The following is a 22,002-nucleotide window of genomic DNA, read 5'->3' as shown; positions in this document are numbered from 1 at the left end:
AATCGGTCCGATTGACCTCGCAGGCTATGGCTTGCCTTCCACGCACCTGCGGTAGCCCGCTAGGGGTTTGCGACAAATCCCTTGTCTGCCTCAATCAACGTCTACGCTTGAATCAAGTCCGATCAATCTGCGTGAATGGATCAATCGACTATGGGCGCTTTATGGCAAACCGATTCACCCAAGGCTGCTGGCCCCGCCGACAGCCTGGATGAACAGCCATTGCCGCAAAGCCCCCGCAAGCGGCGGTATGTGTGGCGAATGGTCTGGTTACTGCTGTTGATCGGCCTGATCGCGCTGGGGTTTGCCGCCCATCGGGAAATGCGCACGGCCCACTGGCAAGCCCGAGAGTCAAGCCGTCTCGCCCACGCGTTGAGCTATACGGTACAACCCGGTGCCAGTGACGCCATTGTCTATCCCGGCGACGGTCCGTTCGACCGGCGCCTGGGCTACAGCGCACTGGGTGAGTTCCTGCCGCGCCTGCTCAAACGCAACTACCTGATCGAACGTCAGGCACGCTTCTCCACGGCGCTGATCGACTACAGCGATCACGGCCTGTTCATTCCCTACCGCGAGAAAATCCAGGCTGGTCTGACGATTACCGATTGCCGGGCCGCCCCGGTGTACCGCTTCAATTACCCGCAACAGGCGTACCCGCGTTTCAGCGCCATCCCGCCCGTGATCGTCAGTAGCCTGCTGTTTATCGAGAACCGCGACCTGCTCGACCCCGACCAACCCCAAGCCAACCCCGCCGTGGATTGGCCACGTTTTGCCAAGGCCGCGTGGTCGCAGGTCGCACGCTTGCTGCACCTGCCGGGCCAAAGTGCCGGTGGCAGTACCCTGGCCACGCAATTGGAAAAATACCGCCACTCACCCGATGGGCTGACCCTGAGCGGTGGTGAGAAAATCCGCCAGATGATTTCCGCCAGTGTACGGGCGTATCAGGGCGGGCCGGACAGCCTGCAAGCACGTCAGGATGTAGTGCGCGACTACCTCAACAGCGTGCCGCTGTCGGCGGTGCCCGGCCACGGCGAGGTGCATGGCCTGGCAGAAGGACTGCGGGTCTGGTACGGCGCCGACTTCAACCAGACCAACGCCCTGCTCGCCAGTGACGACCCGCAAACGCTCAAGCAAAAAGGCCTGGCCCTGCGCGAAGTGTTGTCCCTGATGATTGCCCAGCGCCGCCCGTCTTACTACCTCGCCAAGGGCCGTGCCGACCTGGAGCAACTGACCGACAGTCATCTGCGTCTGCTGGCGCAGAACGGGGTAATTGAGCCGGGGCTGTCCGAAGCCGCACTCGCCAGCCGGGTCACTTACCGGGACTGGCAGCAGCAGCCCACGGTCCAGCCAATCGAAAGCAACAAAGGCATCAACGTTGCCCGCAGCCGCCTGGGTTCCCTGCTCAACCGGCCGCTGTATGACCTGGACCGCCTCGACCTGTCCGCCACCAGCACCCTGCACAGCGACCTGCAAACCCAGGCCACCGACTACCTCAAACGCCTGGCAGACCCGGCCTTCGCCGGCCAACTGGGGCTACTCGGCCCGCGCCTGCTGACGCCCAGCAGCACCGCCCAAGTGCGCTACAGCTTCACCCTGTATGAGATGACGCCCGACGGTGCCCGCGTACGGGTGCAGACCGACAACACCGACCAACCGTTCGACATCAACGAAAGCAGCAAGCTGGAACTGGGCTCCACCGCCAAGCTGCGGGTACTGACCACCTACCTGCAAATCATCAGCGAGTTGCATGATCGGTACGCCGGCCAGCCGCCCGCTGCGCTGAAAAAAATCGAGATCGATGACCAGGATCGCCTGTCCCGCTGGGCCCTGGATTACCTGGCGCAGAACAGCGACCAGAGCCTGCCGAAGATGCTCGACGCAGCCCTTGATCGGCAATATTCGGCCAGCCCCGGCGAAAGCTTTTTCACCGGTGGCGGCCTGCATCACTTCCACAACTTTCGCAACGAAGACAACGGCCGCAGCCCGACCCTGCGTGACGCCCTGCGCGAGTCGATCAACCTGCCCTTCATCCGCCTGATGCGCGACCTGGTGCGCTACAGCACCTACCAGGCCCCGGGCAACAGCGCGCAATTACTCAAGGACGACAGCGACCCACGGCGCCAGGAATACCTGGCCCAGTTCGCCGACCGCGAGGGCACGACGTTTTTGCTGCGCTTCTGGAAAAAATACCGCAACAAGGACACCCAGGCCCGGCTCAACACCTTCCTCGACGGCCTGCACCCCACCGCCATCCGTCTGGCGGCCGTGCATCGCTACCTGCTGCCCCAGGCCAGCCAAGAGAGTTTCGACCGTTTCGTCCGCTCCCACCTGAGCGGCAGCAAGACCAGCGAAAAACTCAGCGACGAGCGCCTGCAAAAACTCTACCTGAGCTACGGCCCCGGCGCCTACGACCTGCCGGACCAAGGCTATATCGCCAAGGTTCACCCACTGGACCTATGGCTGCTCGGTTACCTGCTCAACCATCCCGACGCGACCTTTACCCAGGCGGTCGCGGCCAGCGAGCATGAGCGCCAGGAAGTCTATGGCTGGCTGTTCAAGAGCCGGCACAAAAGCGCCCGCGACAGCCGCATCCGCACCATGCTGGAGATCGAAGCGTTCCTGGATATTCATCAGCGCTGGAAAGCCGTCGGCTACCCCTTCGATCACTTGGTGCCGTCCCTGGCCACAGCCATCGGCAGTTCTGGCGACAAGCCTGCGGCCCTCGCCGAACTGGTGGGCACGATCCTCAATGACGGTGTGCGCCAACCGACCCTGCGCATCGACAGCCTGCACTTTGCCGCCGGCACACCTTATGAAACCCGCCTGATCAATGACCCGAATCGCGGCAAACGGGTGATGCCCAGCGAAGTCGCCACTGCCTTGCGTGGGGCCTTGTCGCAAGTGGTGGACGCAGGCACCGCCAAACGTGTCTCCGGCAGTTTCAAGTTGGCCGATGGCAGCCCCTTGGCGATGGGCGGCAAGACCGGCACCGGGGATAACCGCATTGAGGCGATTGGCGCGGGTGGGCGGGTCCTGAGTTCCAAGGCGATCAACCGCACCGCGACCTTTGTGTTTTACATCGGTGAACACCACTTCGGTACCCTGACTGCCTTTGTTCCCGGCAGCGGCGCGCAGAATTTCACCTTTACCTCAGCGCTGCCGGTGCAGGTGCTCAAGGGCATGGCGCCGGTGCTGATGCCCTATCTGCAACCGGGCAGCCATACCTTGTGCACCGCTGCTAGCCACTGATTTCGACGATTCTTTGGGTAGTGCCCTCTACCACATAGAACCGATAAGTACGCCCGGCCTGTTTTTCAAAGCTGAACACCCGCCCCGGAAAAATATGATTCTTGGTGGTGGGGGCGCACGACGTTCGGTCATTGGCCGCGCAATCTTTGAACTCATCCACCACAACCACCGTATTCCCCGCATTGCGCAAGGTGTAACGCTGCCCGCCATTTTCGACCCGCGTATCGAAGCGGCTGTCCTTGGGCCGCACGAAGAACACGGTGCCGTAGCCAGCCATCACCTGCACACCGCCCACCAAGGTCTCTTCATAGGCTTTGCGCTCCTCATCGGTGACACCAAAGCCGTCGTCTTTCTCGGGCGCCACTGGCAGGTAACGTACCCGGAAATAGCGCTCGCTATCGCGCTCACCGATGAATACAAAACGTGTGCTCTGCATGCCATCGGCCGGCACGATCAGCCGCGCCGGGCTGGCGACCAGACCATTGCGCACGCTGCCGTCGGCTTCGAGCTTGAGCGGCACTTCGTCATAGCTGCCGTCGGGTTTGTAGAGCATTTCGGTGACGTTGACCTTGACGAAGGCGGTCTTGGTGCCGCCGTTGAAGACACGCTTGAGGTAGGTGCTTTTATCGCCACGCAAATAGTCGTAAAAGTCGCCAATGTTGATGTTCGGCCCGGCCTGGGCACTCAACGAACACACCATCAAGCCCAGCATTGCCGCTACACGTTTCATAACCCCTCCTTTAAAAATCGTCATGGGCGTACCGCGTCGAACAGCAGCTCGACGCTGCCGTAATACTCGCCGGGGGTAAACCCATCCGCCGGCTCGACCGCCGAGATGTCCAGCAGCACACGTTTGCCCTGGCGCGCTTCGTCCTGGGGCACCACCAGGGTGTCGTCGAGGCTCAGCGCCTGGCCATTGAACGTGACACTCAAGTCGATATAGGTACGCCCGCCGTTGAACAACATGGGCACCGCGCCCAGCCGCGCATTGATCCCGCCCGCCGAACTCTTCACGTCAAAGTGTTCGCGCAGCGGACGCAGGCGACCCGGCACCAGGTCCCAGACCATCTGTTGCTCACGCTCCAGGAACCCTGGGGTGATCGGCAGTACGTAAAAGTCCGAGGTCGGGATGGTCACCGACACATCGAACACCCGCGCTTCGCGAACCGCCAGCGCCGATGAACTGAACAGCACGGCGACCAACAACACCGCCCCCGCGAGGCCTTTGTACAGCGTCTCCGACAGGCGCCAGCGCCAGCCGACGTGGGTTGTTTCACTGCTCATCATCCTTTGACCTCATAAGGTTTTTTGTCACCGCCTTCGATCAGAGTGAAGCGGTAAGTCCGCCCGGCCTGCTTGTCAAAGTCAAACGCGCGGCCTGGCAAAATGTGGTGCTTGGTGGTGGGCTGGCAGTCCTGGGGCGCGGCGGTGGAACAGTCCTTGAACTCATCGATCACCACCACGCTATTGCCGTCGTTACGCAGACGGTAGCTCCCGGCACTGTCATCGGTGCCCGTCGCAAAGCGCGTCACCTTGGGCCTCACGAAAAACACCGTGCCGAACCCTGCCAATACCGTGACCCCGGCTGACAAGGACGTTTTGTAGGCTTCGCGTTCCTCATCCGAAACCGCAAACTCGTCGTCCTTTTCTGGCATCACCGGCACGAAGCGCACGCGGAAATAACGCTCTTTTTCGCGCTCGCCGAGGTACAACAGGCGCGTGCCCTGCATGCCTTCGGCCGGCACGATCAAGCGCGTCGGGCTGGCCATCAGGCCGTCACGAATGCTGGGGTCGGCGGCCGGCTTGAGCGCCACCTCTTCGGAGGTTCCGTCATTGTTGTAGAGGATTTCCTGCACCTGGATCCGTACAAAGGCGGTGCTGTCGCCAGCATTGAAGACCCGCTTGAGGTAGGTACTCTTATCGCCTTCCAGGTAGTCGTAGAACGCCCCGACGTTGAGGCTCGGGCCGGCGTGTGCCCACAGCGGCAAGCCGCCGAGCACCCACAGGGCCAACACATACTTGATCCACATAACGCTCTCCCTTTACAGGTCCGAATCCCAGATCACCGTGACCTGCCCCGAATAGGTGCTGCCGCCCTGGCTGAGCATGGCGTCGACATGTTCCTTGGCGACCTCGAAATGCAAGGTTCCAGGGCGGCGGTTCACATAGAACCCCGGCTGGAATTGCTCGGTGCCGGCACCGCTCAACAGCAAGGGTTGGCGAACCACGGCCGAGCCATCGGCGCGGTTCAGGCCGTGGGGCAAGCTCACGCTCACGGTGAGTGGCACTTGATGGTCATTACCGTTGCGAATACTGCAGGTGTCGCCCATCACTCGCTCGCACTCCAGTTGCATCTTGAAGCGCGACGACGCAGAGATATTGAAGGTCTGATCGCGAAACAGCCGCACCGGTTTACGCCCCTGGTTCAGCCAGGCCTGCCAACCGCCCTGGGGGATCAATTCCACGCGATCGCCACCGGGCGGCACTTCCAACTGGAGGGTGTGCTGCACGTCCAGGGTAAAATTCAGGTTCAGTTGATCATCACCCGGGATCACCACATCACCGAAGTCGAAGTCCTGGCGCGGGCCCATGCTGTAAGTGATATTGCCGGTGTACTGCCCCGACGACATGCCCAACGGGTTGGGTGTTCGCAGCGCATAGGCAAACTCGAAGGTGCTGTACCAGAAGCGGTCAATTGTGGTGCCGGGGTAGCGGCTACACACGCCTGCATTTTCGGGAACAAGCCAGAAGAACAGCGCAAGTGAGTTGCTTCCCGTGAGAAATCCGGTGCTCTGGCAAGGGGCTGGCGCATTGACCCATTGCGAAGTCCAGGACACGCCCGGCCGCGCCCAGACACTCGTGTTCGGCCGAGCATCCCATCGGTGGCCGATACCGGCGATTCGCACCTGCACGATTGCGGTTTCTCCAGTCCGCGTGTGGGTCACCTGTACATCCCGCCACTCGGACGGCACCTTCCACATGGCGCCCTGGCGCGGGTCCTCATGAAACGCCTGGATAGGTGCATTCGCGTTGGCAACAAAACTGTCCGTGCGTATCGTGAAAATCTTCATCCGCTCGCACGCGGCAGGCATATGCCAGGCGCATACCCCCGTCACCGGCGTGGTGTTGCGAAACTCATTTCGCATTGGGTTCGCCGGGTCAGGCGTGAACACTGCGGTGATGTCCTGAGACATCGCCTGCGCGGCCCCGCTGAACCCACCGCCCAGCAGGCTTGTCAGTACGACAAATGCCAGTGGTAATACACTTTTCATAGATCAAAATCCCATTTCACGGTGGCCAGTCACAGGTACGTTATCCAGCGATTTGTTCGGTGACTGTGGACTCCGCCAACGTATCCGGCGTGCAGCGCAAGTCCCCGATCATCAGCACGCTGTTTTCAAGTCGCGCTTTGGAAGGATCAAGCCTGAACTGGCAGAGCAGTTGGTTGTTGCGGCGCACTTCCAGGGTTGGCGAGCTGGCATTCATTTCCAGGGAGAAGAACCCGTCGACCTCACTCACCCCACGCGTGGCGTGGTTGATCACATGCAGGCCCTTGAGCGGTTTGCCCTGGGGGTCCACCAGGCGCCCGAGCACGGTGACGGTTTGCATCACGCTGACCTTGCGGTACTCCACGCCGCCCTTGTTCAGGTGGTAGCGCGTGCGCGGCGGTTGAATCGAGGCCGAGGGGGCGTGGTTGCCTTCGAAGTCGAAGCTCACCGAGCTGCCTTTGTAGGCGGTGATCGGGATGAAGTTGCGACCAGGGCGCAGGGCCGTGCTACCGCCGCTCAAGTCATCGGCGCGCAGGGCGATGTCGTCGACGTCGGTTTCGACATCCACGATCAACCCGGAGCCGGTGCCGTGGTATTGGCTGGTGAGCACCATTTTTTGTTGGCCCAGGGCAAAGGTGCTGTCCAGGTTCAGGCCGCCCGCCAGGTCATTGTTGAATGAGGAACGCTGGACGTAGCCGTCACCACTGACAAACTCGTTCTCGAAACTGGCCATGCCGGACAAACCGATGCCGTAGGTGTCAGTGGTCGCCGTGGCGGAGACGCTTTGCAGCATGTGGTCTTGCAGGTCCTTGCGGTAGGTCAGCGAGGCATTGTTGTCGCGGGTGCCCTCGCGGGAGGTACGCGTGCCGATGCTGGCGGACCACTGCTCGCCGGGGGCGCCGAGGGCCAGGCTGATGCTCAGGTCGACCCCACGGTTGCGCCGCTCGCCCGTGCTGGCGGTGGCTGGCCGGTCAAATACCGACACGCGCCAGTTGGCGTCGTTGCCAAACAGATGGGTGCGCTCGGTCCAGCCAAGGTCCAGGCCGACGCCTTCACTGTTGCCTTCGCTGTAGAACAGGCGAGCGTTGATCGAGCGCAGGTTGCTCAAGCGGTGGTTGACTGAAATCGATGAGTTACTGGTCTGGCCCACAAACACGTCGCGCTGGCGAATGCGCGTGCCATCCGGCAGGGTTTCATAGGTGTTACGGGTGTCTAGCCAGCTGCGCGTGTGGTTGAACACGACGCTTCCCAGGCCGTAGTTGTACAGGCCGTTGAGGTCGAGGCCGGTGCCGTATTTTTCCGTCCAGTAGACGTTGGCATACAGGCTGGCCTGGTCGGCGAGGGTCCAGTCGACCGAGGTGCCGTATTGCATGTTGTCCTTGACCTGGCGACCGGACGCCCCCAACACCACACGGGGGTGAGCCAGGTAGTTCACCGAGATGCCTGCGGTCGGGCTGCCGCTGCTCTGCTCATCAAAGTTGCTCAGCAGTTTGCTTTCCCGGCCAGCAAACAGGTTGTAGCGCCAGCGCTCATCGTGGTTGCGCCAGTTGTTGGGCTTGTACACCAACTCCTGGGTGGTGCTGGTGATCTGGCCGTCCTCCACCAGGCGTACTTCCACTTCATAAATGCCACCGGGCAGCGGCCGCGTGTCCAGGCTTTGCAAGCCGCTGCTGACCGACTGGGTGTTGATCAGCAGGCCATTGCGATAAATCTCCACCGCTGCCTGGCGGCTGGCGGTGACATAGATCGGGTAAACGGCAGGCTTGGAATTATTGATCATCAGGCTGTCGGAACTGCCATACATCACGCCCACGGCGGTGTCCGGGCTGGCACCGAAGGTTCGCAGCTGGCGGGTCAGGCCTTCGGCATTGGGTGTGAAGTAGCCCAGGCGCAGGAAATTGCCTTGCAGTTCACGCTGGGTATAGAGCGCATACACGGCGTGGTTGAGGTCATCGTCGTCCGGCCCGCCGAGGCGCGAGAACTGCATGTTCAGGGTCTGGCTCCACAGGCCCAGGCTGCTGCTGGCATCGATGCCGAAGCGTCCGCCCAGGTCCTGCCCTTCGCCACCGCTGAGGTTCATCTGGTTGCGCACGATCAGGCCAGTGCTGCCGCCGGTGGGCAGAAAGTAGTAGCGCTGCTCCTCGGCGTCGCGCTCGGCATTTTCGGTCAGCAGGGAAACCGTGGAGTTTTCCAGGTTGTAATGCACGGCCATGAGCCCGTCGGGGCAATTGGTTTCGCAAGCCCCCAGGGGCACGCCTTGTTTCAGGTACTCGGCCCAGCGGTCACGCTCGTCATCCTTGATCACGCTGCCGTCATGGTCGGTAAAGTCGAGTAAGGTCAGCCCGTCATCACGGGTCAATACGATCATCGCCTCGGACACAAACTCTTGGTCCAGATCCACCTTGACTGCCAGGGGCACGTCGAAGAAATGCTCTTCAAAGTCCGCCGGTAGTCCCTTGGCCTGGGAAAGCAGACTACGAGGTGTAGTGCCGTCGGCAGTACCTGCCGCCAGCGCGTTCGCACAAAACAACAAGGCAAGCGCTGCCGCGATGGGAGTCATCGGGAACATGAACGGAATACTCTGATTTCGAATTTCAATACGAGAAAACCGGCCGACCGACAGACAGAGACTGACTGCCGACCGGTTTGACTACCGAGCCACAGGCCGGTGCTTACCGCTCAACGAGCCTGGCTTCACGGCGTGACGCGCGGCTCGTGGTCGAACACGATGGTGTAGTTGGTGGTGAAGAGCCCGGAAACGCCATCCGCAGGTTTGGCAGCAGCCACGACCAGGTCCGCCTGGGTACCTGGAGTGGAGCTGGCATCATCGACCACTTCCAGCGGCGAGCCGGTCAGTACGACACCGTTGAAGGTATTGGTCAGTGCGATCGAGTCGCTACCGTTGGTCAACGACGCAGGGCCGCCTTCGATGTAAGCCTTGATCGAGCCGTCCGTGTTTTTCACATCGTAGGTGGCGCGCAACTGGCCCAACTCGCCGGTGACGGTGTTGTAGTTCATGGTTTCGTCACGACCGAAGTTGGGGTCACGTGGCTGCGCGTGGAACTGCTTGGTCGGAATCGTTGCCTTGATGTTGATGACACTGCTGGCTTCACCTGCGGCGAACACGCTGGACGTGCTGAAAGCCAGTGCGAGAAACGGCAGTACGAAAGCGGTCTTCTTAAGCATTTTAAGTACCTGTTGTGGCATTAGATGTTGGTTGGGAAACCGATTTTCCCAATGCGACAAAACACGAATAAACCGGGTCTTGCGACGCAGGTAAATAGTGCTTGGAAATCACACTTGACGATGCCAGCAACTTCGCTTTAGCGCGTAATAAATCTCGACCCGAACAGAAAGAAAAAAACCTTAATATTCAATAATATGAACATTAACTGTCATCCACTAATTACATCCAAAAATCACCGATACTACTTATATAAGTCATAAGGTTGTAGGAGATCGGCCACGCGACTAGAGCGGGCTTGAATCTGCATACTTCTAGAGCAAATACTCCAACCAACAACTGTATTTAATATTCATAAAAATGCCATGTTTTCGCCCACTTAAAGGCGAGCAGTGCCACGCTCCGTTCACCCCTACCGACCACCCGCCAAGCGCAGATTTGCTTGCGCTACCGTTCGTCAGGCGATTTTGCGCTTCTCGTAAGATATATCTTAAGTTGTATCTTAATTAGACAAGAGAGAACGATCATGAGAGACCCTCATCACCACCGAGACCACGGTGACGACCGCGACGGCTTCGAAAAACGCCCCGTCCGCGAACGCGGCGGCCGTGGCCCGCGCGTCTTTGCGCCGGGCGACCTGAAGCTGCTGCTGCCCGCCCTGATCGCTGAACAGCCCTGCCACGGCTACGACCTGATCCGCCAGATCGAAGGCCTGTTTGACGGCGCCTACACCCCAAGCCCTGGGGTGATCTACCCGACGCTGACCTTTCTGGAAGAAAGCGAATTGATCAGCGGCGACGCCGAAGGCGGAAAAAAACGCTACACAATCACCGACGCCGGACGTCTCTTCTTAAGCGAACAGGCGGTTGCGCTGGACGGTGTGCGCATGCGCATCCAATTGAGCAAACGCTCGCTGCGCGGTCACGACCGCCCGCCGCAAATCCACGAGGCGGTGCATAACCTGCGCCACGCCTTGCATTCGCACCACGGGCGCTGGAGCCCGGAAGAAATCCAGCGTGTTGCCACATTGCTCAACAGCACCGCCCAAGCCATTGCCGACGGGAAAACCCAATGAATACGCAAGTCATCCATCGCGTTAGCCACGACATCAAATTCCGCCGCCTCGACGTCCTGCGCGTGGTCGACATCACCCCGCGCATGCGCCGCATCACGGTGGGCGGGCCGGAGCTGGCAGGCTTTATCAGCCTGGGCAGTGACGATCACATCAAGCTGCTGTTCCCGCAGAACGCTGGCGAACGAGAGGCCCTGGAAAGCCCAACGTTCAGCCTCAAGGGCGACGGCCCGCAACCGCCGATGCGCGACTACACGCCGCGCCGCTATGACCTCGACATCGGCGAGTTGGACATCGACTTCGTGCTGCACGGCGATGGCCCTGCATCGACCTGGGCCGCGCAGGCTGCGGTCGGTCAGCGCCTGTACATCGGCGGGCCACGCGGCTCGATGATCGTGCCGGATATCTTCGACAGCTACCTGCTGATCGGCGACGAAACCGCGCTGCCGGCGATCGGTCGTCGCCTGGAGGAACTGCCGGCCGGACGTAAAGTGCTGGCGGTGATCGAGATCGAGAGCGCCGCAGAAAAACAGGCGCTGGAGAGCCAGGCTGATGTCGAGGTGATCTGGGTGATTCGCGGCCAGGACGACCTGCTTGCAGCGGTGCAGAACCTGACGCCGCCGAGGGGTTCGCTGTGCAGCTTTATCGCCACCGAAAGCAAGCTGTCGCGCCAGTTGCGGCGCGTGCTGCTGGACACCCACAAGGTCAATGAAGAGTTCCTCAAGGCCGTGGGTTACTGGCGCGCCGAGGGCGGTCAAGAAGAGTGAATCAGGGGCGGGGTTTGATGACTCTGTCCAGCCCCACCACTGCCAGCGCAATCAGCACAAACCCCGCCAGAATCCCCCCGGCATTCACGAACACCTGTGGATAACCGAGGGTGCCCACGTCGATGAACGGGTACTGATACTGCCCTAGTAAATCCCCGCGCAGCAGCGCATAAGCGAAATACACCAGCGGGTACAGCACCCAGGCGCCGATGTGCTTGAAGCGCAACGTACCCTTGGGCACGCACCGCCACCAGTAGATAAAAAACAGCACCGGCATCACGTCGTGCAGCAGTTCGTCGGCGATGAACTGAAAGCCTTCGGGCTGCCACAAATGGCGCAGCAACAGGCTGTACGCCAGCCCCACTACCAGGATGCTCACGGCGATCCCACTGCTGACCTTGGGTGCAAGGAAGAACCGCTTCGCCGCGCAGTCGCGATTCACCACGGCATAGCTCAACACCACCACCGCCAGGGTGTTGGTGAGCACGGTGAAGAAACTGAAAAAATTGATCAGCCCGCCCAGCAGGCTGGCGCCGGTGGACCAGCGCGAATAGAAAATCAGGTATTGCTGAATTGCCAGGCCGACCCAACCGGCCAGCGCCGCTGCCGCTACATACCGCTTCATGGGTCAATCCAGCGGGCGTTTGGTGCGCATCAGCTTGACGTACAAGCCTTCGACTTTCTCCCGTGCCCAGGGCGTTTTACGCAGGAACGTCAGGCTCGACTTGATGCTCGGGTCGCTCTTGAAGCAGCGGACATCAATGCGCTCGGCCAGGCCTTCCCATTCGTAGTGTTCCACCAGGGTGGTCAGGACGTGTTGCAGAGTCACGCCGTGGAGGGGGTCGTTGCTTGTCGCGGTCATGCCAGGCCTATGAAAAAGTGCTCACGAAGGCGCACACCTTATCACCCCGCCTGAGCAGTTAAAAAAAGTTCCCGTTTTCGGCCAGAAAGAAATGTTATATTGTAACTATACATATCAAGTCTTTTCGCCGCCTTGCCAAGGAATGTCCGATGTCCCTCTCTTCTGTGTGGCGCTTGACCCCGCTTGCCGCCGCCCTGTTGATCTGCTCCGAAGCCCACGCCCTTGAGCTGCAACCCCAAGTCATCACCGGCAACCCGCTGGGCAGCGAGCAGCTCGCCTCACCGACCACCGTGCTGGAAGGCGACGACCTGACCCTGCAACAAAAAGGCAGCCTTGGCGAAACCCTGAACAAGCAGCCGGGCGTGTCCTCCTCGTACTTTGGCCCAGGCGCCAGCCGGCCAATCATTCGTGGCCAGGACGGCGACCGTATACGCATTTTGCGCAACGGCGTGGGCGCGCTGGATGCGTCGTCGCTGTCCTATGACCACGCGGTGCCGCTGGACCCGGTCAACGTCGAGCGCATTGAAATCGTGCGCGGCCCGGCCGCCCTGCTGTACGGCGGCAGCGCCATCGGCGGCGTGGTCAATACCTTCGACAACCGCATCCCCACCGAGGCCATCGAAGGCATCCACGGTGCCGGTGAATTGCGCTACGGCGGCGCCGACACCACCCGCAGCAGCGCGGGCAAGCTGGAAGCCGGCAACGGCACCTTCGCCTTGCACCTGGACGCCAATGCGCGGGAATTCAATGACCTGAAAATCCCTGGCCAGGCCCGCAGCCGCCACGCAGCGGACAGCGAAGACGGCCCCGGCAAAAACGCTCGCCTGGGCAACAGCGACGGGCGCCAGGACGGCGGCGCGGTAGGCGGCTCCTACACCTGGGACGACGGTTATGCCGGGCTGTCCTACAGCAGCTACGACAGCAACTACGGCTCGCCGGCCGAGCAGGAAGTGCGCATCCGCATGAAGCAGGATCACTACGCCTTTGCGTCCGAGATCCGCAACCTGCAAGGCCCGTTCACCTCGGTCAAACTCGACGCGGGCTACACCGACTACGAGCACCGCGAAATCGAAGGCGGCGAAACCGGCACGATCTTCAAGAACAAAGGCTATGAAGCCCGCGTCGAAGCGCGTCACCAGCCCGTTGGCCCGTTCGATGGCGTGGTGGGCGCCCAAGTAACCCGCAACGAGTTCTCGGCCCTCGGTGAAGAAGCCTTCGTGCCGCAGACCGACACCAACGCCGGGGCGCTGTTTATCCTCGAAGAAATGCAGGCCACCGAGCGCCTCAAGCTCAGCCTCGGCGGGCGCCTGGAGCACACCAGCGTCGACCCGGACGCCAAGGGCAACGCGCGTTTTGCCGGTGCCGACAAGACCAACGACTTCACCGCCGCCAGCCTGTCGTCCGGCGCGGTGTATACGCTGACGCCCATCTGGTCGCTGGCCGCGACCCTGGGCTACACCGAGCGCGCGCCGACCTTCTACGAGCTGTATGCCAACGGCGCCCACGTCGCCACCGGCACCTATGAGCTGGGCGATGCCAACCTGAAAAAAGAAAAGGCCGTGTCCAGCGACCTGGCCCTGCGCTTTGACAATGGCACGCACAAGGGCAGCTTCGGCGTGTTCTACAGCCGCTTCTCCAATTACATCGGCCTGCTGGGCACGGGTCGTACGCTGAACGATGAAGGCGAAGAAGACGCGGATGGCATTCCTGAGTACGAATATTCCGGCGTGCGGGCACGTTTCGCCGGCTTCGAAGCCCAGGATCACATCAAGCTCGGCGAAGGCGCCTACGGCAAATTCGCGCTGGAGCTGTCAGGCGACTACACCCGCGCCACCAACCTCGACACCGGCGAAGCCTTGCCGCGCATCGCCCCGTTGCGCTTGAACAGCGGCTTGCTGTGGGAACTGGACCGCTGGCAGGCGCGCATCGACGTCGAACACGCCGCTGGCCAGGGCCGTGTGCCGGATAACGAAAACGGCACCGATGGCTACACCACATTGGGCGCGAGCGCCGGTTACCACTTCAATGTCGGCGGCAGCCAGTGGCTGGCGTTTGTGAACGGTGAAAACCTGACCAACCAGACTGTGCGCTATGCCAGCTCGATCCTGCGCGATATCGCGCCGGCACCGGGCAGGAGCGTGCAAGTGGGCCTGCGCACTACCTTCTAAAAAACACTGAAAATCCCCTGTGGGAGGGGGCTTACGCCCGATAGCGGTTGGTCAGTCAACCTATTTTTAACTGACGCACCGCCATCGGGGGCAAGCCCCTCCCACATTCATTTTTGCAGCGACACTTCGTCACTGTTACCAAATCTGAAATGATGCATCTTGCGATTTAGGCTTTCTCTAAACGCCTCCGCGCTTTATCCTTCGCAACAACCTGAAACGTTTCACTCCCCGGTCGACCCCATCTTGCTGATAACTCCCACGCCAAAAGACAGCGCTGTCTTACACCGACCCGCGCCTGGGGATAAATCGCCCGCCTGTGGATAACCGTCGTTATCCCCAGAAAAACCGAATTAACGCTGAACCAAGCCCGTGCCGAATCGTCATCTACAGTGAATGAAGCACGGGGTTACACAATTATTCCAACGTCACGGAGAAACACACTATGAGCACTGATGGTGCTTCAAGCCCAAGCCGCCTGCTGCCCAGGCTGCTAGGCGTCTTGCTGCTGATCATGGGCCTGGCCTTGCTGGCCGGCGGTATCAAGCTGACGATGCTCGGCGGGTCGCTGTATTACCTGCTGGCCGGTATCGGCATCGCCCTCACCGGCGTCTTGCTGCTGGCTACCCGCCGCGCAGCGCTGGGCCTGTACGCGCTGGTGCTGTTCGCCAGTACCGTGTGGGCCTTGTGGGAAGTCGGCCTGGACTGGTGGCAGTTGGTGCCGCGCCTGGCGCTGCTGTTCGCCCTGGGCATCGTCATGCTGCTGCCGTGGTTTCGCCGTCCGTTGCTGCGTGGCCAACCTGCCCCGCTGGGCACTGGCGCACTGAGCGTGGCCGTGGTGCTGGCCGGTGCTGCCGCCCTCGCCAGCCAGTTCACCAACCCTGGTGAGATCAAAGGCCAACTGGACCGCGACGCGGTACCGGGCATGGCCAACGCCGCGCCGTCCCAGGCCGATGGCGACTGGAACTCCTACGGTCGTTCGGCTTTCGGTGATCGTTACTCGCCGCTGGCGCAGATCACCCCGGAAAACGCCCACACGCTGGTACCGGCGTGGACCTTCCGCACCGGCGACATTCCTGGCGCCGGCGACCCAGGCGAGACCACCGCGGAAAACACTCCGCTGAAAGTCAACGGCATGCTCTACGTGTGTACCCCGCACAGCCAAGTGATTGCCCTGGACCCGGACACCGGCAAGGAAATCTGGCGTTTTGACCCGAAGATCAGCACCCAGGGTGCCGAGAACTTCAAGGGTTGGGCGCACATGACCTGCCGTGGCGTGTCGTATCACGATGACGCCGCCTACGCTTCCGAGCAGAGCCCGACCGGCAGCGCCAGCCCGGCAACGCCTAACGCCTGCCCCAAGCGCATCTTCGTGCCGACCGCCGACACCCGCCTGATCGCCCTGAACGCCGACACCGGCAAGATGTGCGAAGACTTCGGCGACAAAGGCCAGGTCGACTTGCGTGCCAACATCGGCAGCTTCGCCCCAGGTGGTTACTACTCCACCTCGCCACCGGCCGTGACCAAGAACCTGGTCGTGATCGGCGGCCACGTGACCGACAACGTCTCCGTTGACGAGCCAAGCGGCGTGATCCGTGCGTTCGACGTGCACACCGGCAAGCTGGTGTGGAATTGGGACAGCGGCAACCCGGACGACACCACCCCGTTGGCCGAGGGCAAGACCTACACCCGCAACTCGCCGAACATGTGGTCCATGTTCGCCGTGGATGAAAAACTCGGCATGCTTTACCTGCCGATGGGCAACCAGATGCCCGACCAGTATGGCGGCGACCGTACCGACGATTCCGAGAAGTACGCCGCTGGCCTGACCGCGCTGGACATCGACACGGGCCACGTGAAGTGGACCTTCCAGTTCACTCACCATGACCTGTGGGACATGGACGTGGGCGGCCAGCCGTCGCTGATCGACATCAAGACCGACGCCGGCGTGAAGCAGGCCGTCATGGCATCCACCAAGCAAGGCAGCATCTATGTGCTGGACCGCGCCACTGGCCAGCCAGTCGTGCCGATCCACGAAGTGGCCGTGCCGCAGGGCGCAGTGGCGGGCGACCGCACCTCCCCGACCCAGCCGAAGTCCGAGCTGAACTTCATGCCGCCGCCGCTCAAAGAGCGCGACATGTGGGGCGTGACGCCGTTCGACCAACTGCTGTGCCGCATCGATTTCAAATCCATGCGTTATGACGGCCCGTTCACCCCGCCGTCGCTGCAAGGTTCGATCGTTTACCCAGGTAACTTCGGCGTGTTCGACTGGGGTGGCATTTCCGTCGACCCGGTACGCCAGGTCGCCTTCGTGAACCCTAGCTACATGGCGTTCAAGTCCAAGCTGATCCCGGCCGCCGACATCGCCAAGCAAGGCCCGCGCGTCAGCGAAACCGAAGGCGTGCAGCCGAACAAAGGCGCGCCGTACGGCGTGATCCTTGAAGCCATGCTGTCGCCAATGGGCCTGCCGTGCCAGGCACCGGCGTGGGGTTATGTGGCCGCGGTCGACCTGACCACCCACAAAACCATCTGGATGCACAAGAACGGTACCGTGCGTGACAGCTCGCCAGTGCCGATCCCACTGAGCATGGGCGTGCCTAGCCTGGGCGGTACGTTCACCACTGCCGGTGGCGTGTCCTTCCTCAGCGGCACCCTGGACCAGTACCTGCGTGCCTATGACGTGAAAAACGGCAAGCAACTGTGGGAAGGCCGCCTGCCAGCCGGCGCGCAAACCACACCGATGACCTACACCGGCAAGGACGGCAAGCAATACGTGCTGGTCGTGGCGGGTGGTCATGGTTCCCTGGGGACCAAGCAGGGTGACTATGTGATGGCGTTTAAACTGCCGGATTAAGCAAGACTAGCGGTAAAACAAAGGCGGCTACCCTCAACAGGTAGCCGCCTTTTTCATGTGTGATGCAGGACTGAATGTGGTGTTCAGCAGACTAGTGCTCGATCACTTCTCCACGCATCGCAGCCAGCCGGGCAATCAATCGATTTTGCACCGCTACCGCAATGCCCTCGCGGTCCATCGCCTTGATCAAATCCTCCACCAACGCATTAAAGTCACTGCGGCTCACGTTCTGGCCCTTGTGACTCTCGGCCATGCTGTCACCGGTGTAGGTGCACGGCCCGCCTGCCTCGACGCAGAACTGTTCGATCAACTTGTTGCGCAAGCGCTGGATATCGATGCGCCGGAAGCGTTCGACAATGCGCTCATCGCGGGCAATGTTGAGCAGCATGCCTTCGACAATCCGCGTGATGCCGGGCATGGCGCCGAGGTCGCGGTACAGGCTGTCGTCCTTGGGCGGTTGCTGGGCGCAGGCGCTGAGCAGCAGCACCAGGGCGATGGGTAGAAAGCGCATCAGAAACTCCCCTGCACCGACAGGTAGGTGCCGTTCTGGTTATCCAAGGTCGCGATTTCGCCGAGGCGGGCGTAGGCCAGCACAAACGACAGGTGTTTATTGGGAAAGTAGCCGACAAACACATCGGCCCAGTCGCTTTCGCCGGCGAACGACAGGTTGTCGGGTTTCTCGCGGTACTCCACGCCCACCGCCCAGCGCGGGTTTAACAGCAGCGCCAGCGAGCCTTCCTTGAGCAGGCTGCGGCTGTCGCGACGGTCGCCGCCAAAGCCGAGCAGGCCGGTTTCGTTGGCGCGGCTGTAGCGCAGGCTGGCGTTGACCAGCACGTTGTAGCCAAACGCGGCGCCCATGAACAAGCGGCTGGCGGCGAGGTAGCCCTCCACATCGCTGTCGCGCTTGGCGCCGACCAGGCTGGGGATATCGAAATTGGTCTGGTGCTTATATTCCAGGCCGAGGGACACCTGCGGCAAGCGGTCGTAAATCACGTCACCGAACAGGCGAACCTTCACGCCCAGTACATCCTGGCCGAGGTTGTCTTCGGGCAGGTTGAGCTTATGCACCAGGCTGCCGAGGTCAAAGCGCTGGCGGGCGAAAGACACTTCGACCCGGTTGTCATAGGCCAGCGCCAACCCGGCCACGTCCAGCCGATAATCCGGCAGGTTGACCGTGGTGGCGAACGCCGTGGCACCCCACTCGTGCTGTTCGCCGTAGCCGGTCAACACCGCCCACGGCGTAATCCCACCGCCGGCCGTGCCCTCGATGCTGCTGGCACCGCCGGTGGCGATCAGGCGACCGTTATCGGCCAGGGTGGTTTGCACCGTCAGGGCGGCCAGGCAGCCGATCACTAGAGAAAGACGCACGTCAGCCACTCAATGAACCAGGGAAGTTTGCGCACTGAGGGGCAAGGCCACCCAGGCTTCGAAAGCATCGGCGCTCAAGGGCCGGCTGATCAGATAACCCTGGGCCGTATCGCACTGCCAGCGTTCCAGAAGACGCAGGCTGTGGGCGTATTCAACGCCCTCGGCGACCACTTTGAGGCCCAGGTTGTGGCTCATCTCGATGGTGGAACGCACGATCACTGCGTCTTCACTGGTTTCATCGAGGTTGCGCACAAAGGATTGGTCGATCTTCAACTCTTGCACCGGCAAGCGCTTGAGGTGCGCGAGGGACGAGTAGCCGGTGCCGAAGTCATCCACCGACAGGCTGATGCCGCAATCGCGCAGCAGGTGCAGGACTTTGAGGGCTTTTTCCGGCTCGCGCATCACCGCGCTCTCGGTGATTTCAAACACCAACTGCTCCGCCGGCAAGTTATAGCGCCGCAACAACGCCGAGACGCGGTGAGCCAGCTCATCGCCGAGCAAGTCGTCTGCCGAGATGTTCAACGACAGCTGCAGGTACAGGCCACGGCGGTTCCATTCACACAACTGACGAATGCCTTCCTCGATCACCCAATGGGTCAACAACTGGATGCTGCCCGAGCGTTCGGCCAGGGGGATGAACTCCGCCGGCGAGACCATGCCGAACTGCGGGTGCTGCCAGCGCAGCAAGGCTTCGGCCTGGCGCACATGGCCTTGGCGAATGTCCAGCTTGGGCTGGTAATGCAGCAGCAGTTGGCCCTGGTTGGGCGCGTGGCGCAGGTCGCGGATCAGGGTGATCTGGCGGCGGTGCGCGAGGTCGCGGCCCTGCTCGTAGATTTGCAGGCGGCCGGGCATTTGCGCGGCGTCTTTCATGGCGATGGCTGCGCGCTCGAGCAAGGTGTGCGGGCTTTCGCCATCGGCCGGGAATGCCGCGATGCCCAGGCGGCAGTCCAGCGCCAGGTCATGGCCGTTGATGCGCTGGGGGCGCAGCAACAGTTGCTGGAGCTTGTCGGCCATGCCCACCGCCTCGTCGCTGCCGGCACCTTCGAGCAGGAGCAGGAACTCGTCGGCAATCAAGTGCGCCAGGGTATCGCCGGGACGCAACACCGCCTCCAGGCGACGACTGACGGCCAGCAGCAATTGGTCCACCGCATCCGGCCCGGCAGTTTCGCTGGCGGCGCGCAAGTTGTCGATGCCCAGGTAAATCAGCGCGACCGGCCGATTCAACGCAATGGCGCTGCCCAGGCGCTCCATGGCCAGTGCGCGGTTCGGCAGGCCGGTGAGCCGATCATGCAGGGCGTTGTGGGCAAGCTGCTGTTCGCGCTCGGCGATCCCGCTTTGCATGGAGTTGACCGCATGGGCCAGCAAGCCCAGTTCGTCGCTGCGGGCCAGGGCCACCGGCGTCTGATAATCGCCCTGGCCAATGCGTTCGGCCGCCAGGGCCAGCGCCTGCACCGGGCGCGACACGGTGCGCGCCAGTAACAAGGCACCGATCAACGAGGCCAGCAATGCGATCAATGCGATACCGAGGATCTTTTCATCCAACGGCACAAAGGCCTGCATCGCCGCATCCAGCGGGCTTTGCAGCAAGGCCAGGACCTTGCCGTTTTCATCACTGGCCAAGACCAGCGACTGGCTGAGGAAGCTCTGTTCCAGATGATCGGTGGTGGACACGCCACGGCGCGTCGAATCGCCCTGCATCAGGCTCAGGATACTCCCGCGCAGCGCCTGGGGCTGGGTGGTGACCAACTCGCCGGGCTGGTCTTTATCAATCGCCAGGAACGACACTTCGAGGTTGCTCAACGAACGCAACTCATCGGCGAACGCACCGTCCATGCTGAAGCCCATCACCACCCGCGCAATCGGCAACGGCGCCAGCACCGAGGCCTCCACCAGCAGGTGCGGCTTGCCTTGCAGCGGCACGATCAGCATGGCCTGGCGATTGCGCCGGGCTTCGCGCAGCGATTGGTCATAATGGAAGGTCGAACCTTCGGGCACTTCGCTCAGGGTGCTGGCCAGGACTTTGCCGTCCATGCCCAGCAGGATCATGTCGCTGGCGTTGATGCGCTTGCCGTGGTTGAGCAGCACCGAGCGCATCGTCGCCGAATCGCCACTGGCCACCGCATCACGAAAACCGAAGTCGGCCGCCAGCAATTGCACGCCGTCGGCGAGGCGCCGGCCGCGTGCGTCCAGCAAGCGCTCGAACACCCGCGCGCCCACGTCCAACTGGGCCAGCGCCTGGCTGCGCACCGCCGAGCTGGTGGCGGCCTTGACGCTGAAGTACAGCGCACCGATCACCACCAGCAGCAGCAGGATCAGAACGCTGGCGACCCGCGCCTGGAAACTACTGCGCAGGTTCACGGGCAGCTCGGTTGAAGGCATCGCCAAAGGCACTTGGCGTCGGTGTGGGTGGAAGATCTTCGGACGCGGGCTCAAGGGCCAGCACCACGCGGTGGCTCAGGCCGGCGGCGGGAACATGCAGGGTGCCGCCATCCAAGGGCTGCATATTCGCCACTTGCGGATGCCACAGGGTGGCGTGGTAATCGCCGGGAGGCAGTTGCTCCAGGCGCACCAGGCCCTGGGCATCGCTGACGCCAAAGTGCGGATCGTCGGTGACGTAGATATAGCCGAGCATCCAGTCATGGATATTGCAGCCCAAGACCACCACGCCGGGCTTGTCGAACAGCAGCGGCTCGCTGGGCGTGCCTTCATACAGGCGCAGTTCGAAGCGTTTGGCCGCGGAGAAGGAATACACCTGGTGCCGGATGTTATCGCTGTTGGGGAAACGCACCTGGGTGCCGGTATGGACCGCCAGCACATGTGGGGCAAAACGCTGGCCACGTTGGTCCATATTGGCCTTGAGCACACCGGCAGGCGCGCCTGCCGGGCCCTGGAGGGTCACGACTCCATCGGCAACCGGGCTGCCATCGGCCTGGCGCATCGAGACCTCAAGCGTGGCCGCCGACGCGGGGCATGCCACTGCCAGCACCAGCGCTACACGGGATAAGAAGTCAGTCATTCGAGCCATGGGATATCCGCAAAAAATGGAAAAAGAGCGGCCAGCCCTGGCACAACGAAGCACAGCCATGATGCCGCAAACAAGGCAAAATGCCATCACTGATTATGAGATGGGGCTTGACCGTTGGTCGGTAAAAACCTATGCAATCGGTCAAGCTCTGTAGAGGATATCGACCATTCAAGAGAAAGCTGTAGCCGAG

The 22,002-nt window shown here is 61.8% G+C and carries 17 protein-coding genes; 5 read left to right on the top strand and 12 right to left on the bottom strand.

All coding sequences use genetic code 11. From position 1 onward, the window contains the following. Positions 1-150: 150 nt before the first annotated feature. Positions 151-3,246, top strand: a complete 3,096-nt coding sequence (locus PspS35_RS06125) for a transglycosylase domain-containing protein (RefSeq protein ID WP_159933173.1) — start codon at positions 151-153, stop codon at positions 3,244-3,246. Here the strand turns inward: PspS35_RS06125 and PspS35_RS06120 are convergent. The 6 genes from PspS35_RS06120 to PspS35_RS06095 form a co-directional block, all read right to left on the bottom strand. Then, complete coding sequence (locus tag PspS35_RS06120) at positions 3,236-3,976, bottom strand: molecular chaperone (protein WP_159933172.1); 741 nt, start codon at positions 3,974-3,976, stop codon at positions 3,236-3,238. The two genes, PspS35_RS06125 and PspS35_RS06120, sit on opposite strands and share 11 nt — an antisense overlap. 20 nt (positions 3,977-3,996) lie before the next feature. Next, entirely contained in the window at positions 3,997-4,530 is a 534-nt protein-coding gene (locus PspS35_RS06115; RefSeq protein ID WP_141690846.1) for a CS1 type fimbrial major subunit, read from the bottom strand. Next, positions 4,530-5,276 carry a molecular chaperone gene (locus PspS35_RS06110; protein ID WP_159933171.1) on the bottom strand — a complete coding sequence of 249 codons (747 nt, stop codon included), beginning with the start codon at positions 5,274-5,276 and terminating at the stop codon, positions 4,530-4,532. Before PspS35_RS06110 ends, PspS35_RS06115 begins: the two co-directional genes overlap by 1 nt. 12 nt (positions 5,277-5,288) lie before the next feature. Further along, positions 5,289-6,518 carry a hypothetical protein gene (locus PspS35_RS06105; RefSeq protein ID WP_238785989.1) on the bottom strand — a complete coding sequence of 410 codons (1,230 nt, stop codon included), beginning with the start codon at positions 6,516-6,518 and terminating at the stop codon, positions 5,289-5,291. A 40-nt stretch (positions 6,519-6,558) separates the two neighbouring features. Continuing rightward, positions 6,559-9,084, bottom strand: coding sequence for a CS1-pili formation C-terminal domain-containing protein (locus PspS35_RS06100; RefSeq protein ID WP_159933170.1), 2,526 nt, complete (start codon positions 9,082-9,084; stop codon positions 6,559-6,561). A 125-nt stretch (positions 9,085-9,209) separates the two neighbouring features. Next, the gene (locus tag PspS35_RS06095) at positions 9,210-9,701 is read right to left on the bottom strand and encodes a CS1 type fimbrial major subunit (protein WP_159933169.1); all 492 of its coding nucleotides are present in this window, start codon (positions 9,699-9,701) and stop codon (positions 9,210-9,212) included. A gap of 524 nt (positions 9,702-10,225) precedes the next feature. Between PspS35_RS06095 and PspS35_RS06090 the strand changes: the two genes are divergently transcribed. Together PspS35_RS06090 and PspS35_RS06085 are read left to right on the top strand one after the other, a co-directional pair. Next, positions 10,226-10,774, top strand: a complete 549-nt coding sequence (locus PspS35_RS06090) for a PadR family transcriptional regulator (RefSeq protein WP_159933168.1) — start codon at positions 10,226-10,228, stop codon at positions 10,772-10,774. After that, positions 10,771-11,538, top strand: a complete 768-nt coding sequence (locus PspS35_RS06085; RefSeq protein WP_159933167.1) for a siderophore-interacting protein — start codon at positions 10,771-10,773, stop codon at positions 11,536-11,538. The genes PspS35_RS06090 and PspS35_RS06085 overlap by 4 nt, the downstream gene beginning before the upstream one ends. Position 11,539: 1 nt before the next feature. Here the strand turns inward: PspS35_RS06085 and PspS35_RS06080 are convergent, their stop codons facing one another. Both PspS35_RS06080 and PspS35_RS06075 read right to left on the bottom strand, forming a co-directional pair. Further along, positions 11,540-12,163 carry a Pr6Pr family membrane protein gene (locus tag PspS35_RS06080; RefSeq protein ID WP_159933166.1) on the bottom strand — a complete coding sequence of 208 codons (624 nt, stop codon included), beginning with the start codon at positions 12,161-12,163 and terminating at the stop codon, positions 11,540-11,542. Positions 12,164-12,166: 3 nt separating this feature from the next. Then, positions 12,167-12,400, bottom strand: a complete 234-nt coding sequence (locus PspS35_RS06075; RefSeq protein ID WP_016977534.1) for a VF530 family protein — start codon at positions 12,398-12,400, stop codon at positions 12,167-12,169. 149 nt (positions 12,401-12,549) lie between these two features. Here PspS35_RS06075 and PspS35_RS06070 point away from each other — a divergent pair, with 149 nt between their 5' ends. Next, complete coding sequence (locus PspS35_RS06070) at positions 12,550-14,568, top strand: TonB-dependent receptor (protein WP_159933165.1); 2,019 nt, start codon at positions 12,550-12,552, stop codon at positions 14,566-14,568. A 442-nt stretch (positions 14,569-15,010) separates the two neighbouring features. Next, positions 15,011-17,419 (top strand): glucose/quinate/shikimate family membrane-bound PQQ-dependent dehydrogenase, encoded by a 2,409-nt coding sequence (locus PspS35_RS06065; protein ID WP_159933164.1) that lies wholly within the window; start codon positions 15,011-15,013, stop codon positions 17,417-17,419. A 91-nt stretch (positions 17,420-17,510) separates the two neighbouring features. Here PspS35_RS06065 and PspS35_RS06060 read toward each other — a convergent pair whose 3' ends face one another. From PspS35_RS06060 to PspS35_RS06045, 4 genes are read right to left on the bottom strand one after another with little or no spacing between them, the layout of a single operon-like run. After that, positions 17,511-17,930, bottom strand: coding sequence for a group 1 truncated hemoglobin (locus PspS35_RS06060; protein WP_065926577.1), 420 nt, complete (start codon positions 17,928-17,930; stop codon positions 17,511-17,513). Then, positions 17,930-18,787 (bottom strand): DUF3034 family protein, encoded by an 858-nt coding sequence (locus PspS35_RS06055; protein ID WP_159933163.1) that lies wholly within the window; start codon positions 18,785-18,787, stop codon positions 17,930-17,932. Before PspS35_RS06055 ends, PspS35_RS06060 begins: the two co-directional genes overlap by 1 nt. A 9-nt stretch (positions 18,788-18,796) precedes the next feature. After that, a complete protein-coding gene (locus PspS35_RS06050) occupies positions 18,797-21,145 on the bottom strand; it encodes an EAL domain-containing protein (RefSeq protein ID WP_159933162.1) in 2,349 nt (782 codons plus the stop codon). Beyond that, the gene (locus PspS35_RS06045; RefSeq protein WP_238786057.1) at positions 21,129-21,725 is read right to left on the bottom strand and encodes a methylamine utilization protein; all 597 of its coding nucleotides are present in this window, start codon (positions 21,723-21,725) and stop codon (positions 21,129-21,131) included. The genes PspS35_RS06050 and PspS35_RS06045 overlap by 17 nt, the downstream gene beginning before the upstream one ends. Between the last annotated feature and the right edge of the window lie 277 nt (positions 21,726-22,002).

This window comes from Pseudomonas sp. S35 (genome assembly GCF_009866765.1).
GTDB lineage: Bacteria > Pseudomonadota > Gammaproteobacteria > Pseudomonadales > Pseudomonadaceae > Aquipseudomonas.
This window is presented reverse-complemented; position numbering and strand designations above follow the sequence as displayed.

What these genes read in the sequence shown, in the direction of transcription:
- PspS35_RS06085 (WP_159933167.1), top strand. Translation starts at nt 10,771, where the DNA reads ATGAATACGCAAGTCATCCATCGCGTTAGCCACGACATCAAATTCCGC.
- PspS35_RS06090 (WP_159933168.1), top strand. Translation starts at nt 10,226, where the DNA reads ATGAGAGACCCTCATCACCACCGAGACCACGGTGACGACCGCGACGGC.
- PspS35_RS06105 (WP_238785989.1), bottom strand. Translation starts at nt 6,518, where the DNA reads ATGAAAAGTGTATTACCACTGGCATTTGTCGTACTGACAAGCCTGCTG.
- PspS35_RS06070 (WP_159933165.1), top strand. Translation starts at nt 12,550, where the DNA reads ATGTCCCTCTCTTCTGTGTGGCGCTTGACCCCGCTTGCCGCCGCCCTG.
- PspS35_RS06075 (WP_016977534.1), bottom strand. Translation starts at nt 12,400, where the DNA reads ATGACCGCGACAAGCAACGACCCCCTCCACGGCGTGACTCTGCAACAC.
- PspS35_RS06095 (WP_159933169.1), bottom strand. Translation starts at nt 9,701, where the DNA reads ATGCTTAAGAAGACCGCTTTCGTACTGCCGTTTCTCGCACTGGCTTTC.
- PspS35_RS06045 (WP_238786057.1), bottom strand. Translation starts at nt 21,725, where the DNA reads ATGCGCCAGGCCGATGGCAGCCCGGTTGCCGATGGAGTCGTGACCCTC.
- PspS35_RS06115 (WP_141690846.1), bottom strand. Translation starts at nt 4,530, where the DNA reads ATGAGCAGTGAAACAACCCACGTCGGCTGGCGCTGGCGCCTGTCGGAG.
- PspS35_RS06125 (WP_159933173.1), top strand. Translation starts at nt 151, where the DNA reads ATGGGCGCTTTATGGCAAACCGATTCACCCAAGGCTGCTGGCCCCGCC.
- PspS35_RS06110 (WP_159933171.1), bottom strand. Translation starts at nt 5,276, where the DNA reads ATGTGGATCAAGTATGTGTTGGCCCTGTGGGTGCTCGGCGGCTTGCCG.
- PspS35_RS06060 (WP_065926577.1), bottom strand. Translation starts at nt 17,930, where the DNA reads ATGCGCTTTCTACCCATCGCCCTGGTGCTGCTGCTCAGCGCCTGCGCC.
- PspS35_RS06080 (WP_159933166.1), bottom strand. Translation starts at nt 12,163, where the DNA reads ATGAAGCGGTATGTAGCGGCAGCGGCGCTGGCCGGTTGGGTCGGCCTG.
- PspS35_RS06120 (WP_159933172.1), bottom strand. Translation starts at nt 3,976, where the DNA reads ATGAAACGTGTAGCGGCAATGCTGGGCTTGATGGTGTGTTCGTTGAGT.
- PspS35_RS06065 (WP_159933164.1), top strand. Translation starts at nt 15,011, where the DNA reads ATGAGCACTGATGGTGCTTCAAGCCCAAGCCGCCTGCTGCCCAGGCTG.
- PspS35_RS06100 (WP_159933170.1), bottom strand. Translation starts at nt 9,084, where the DNA reads ATGTTCCCGATGACTCCCATCGCGGCAGCGCTTGCCTTGTTGTTTTGT.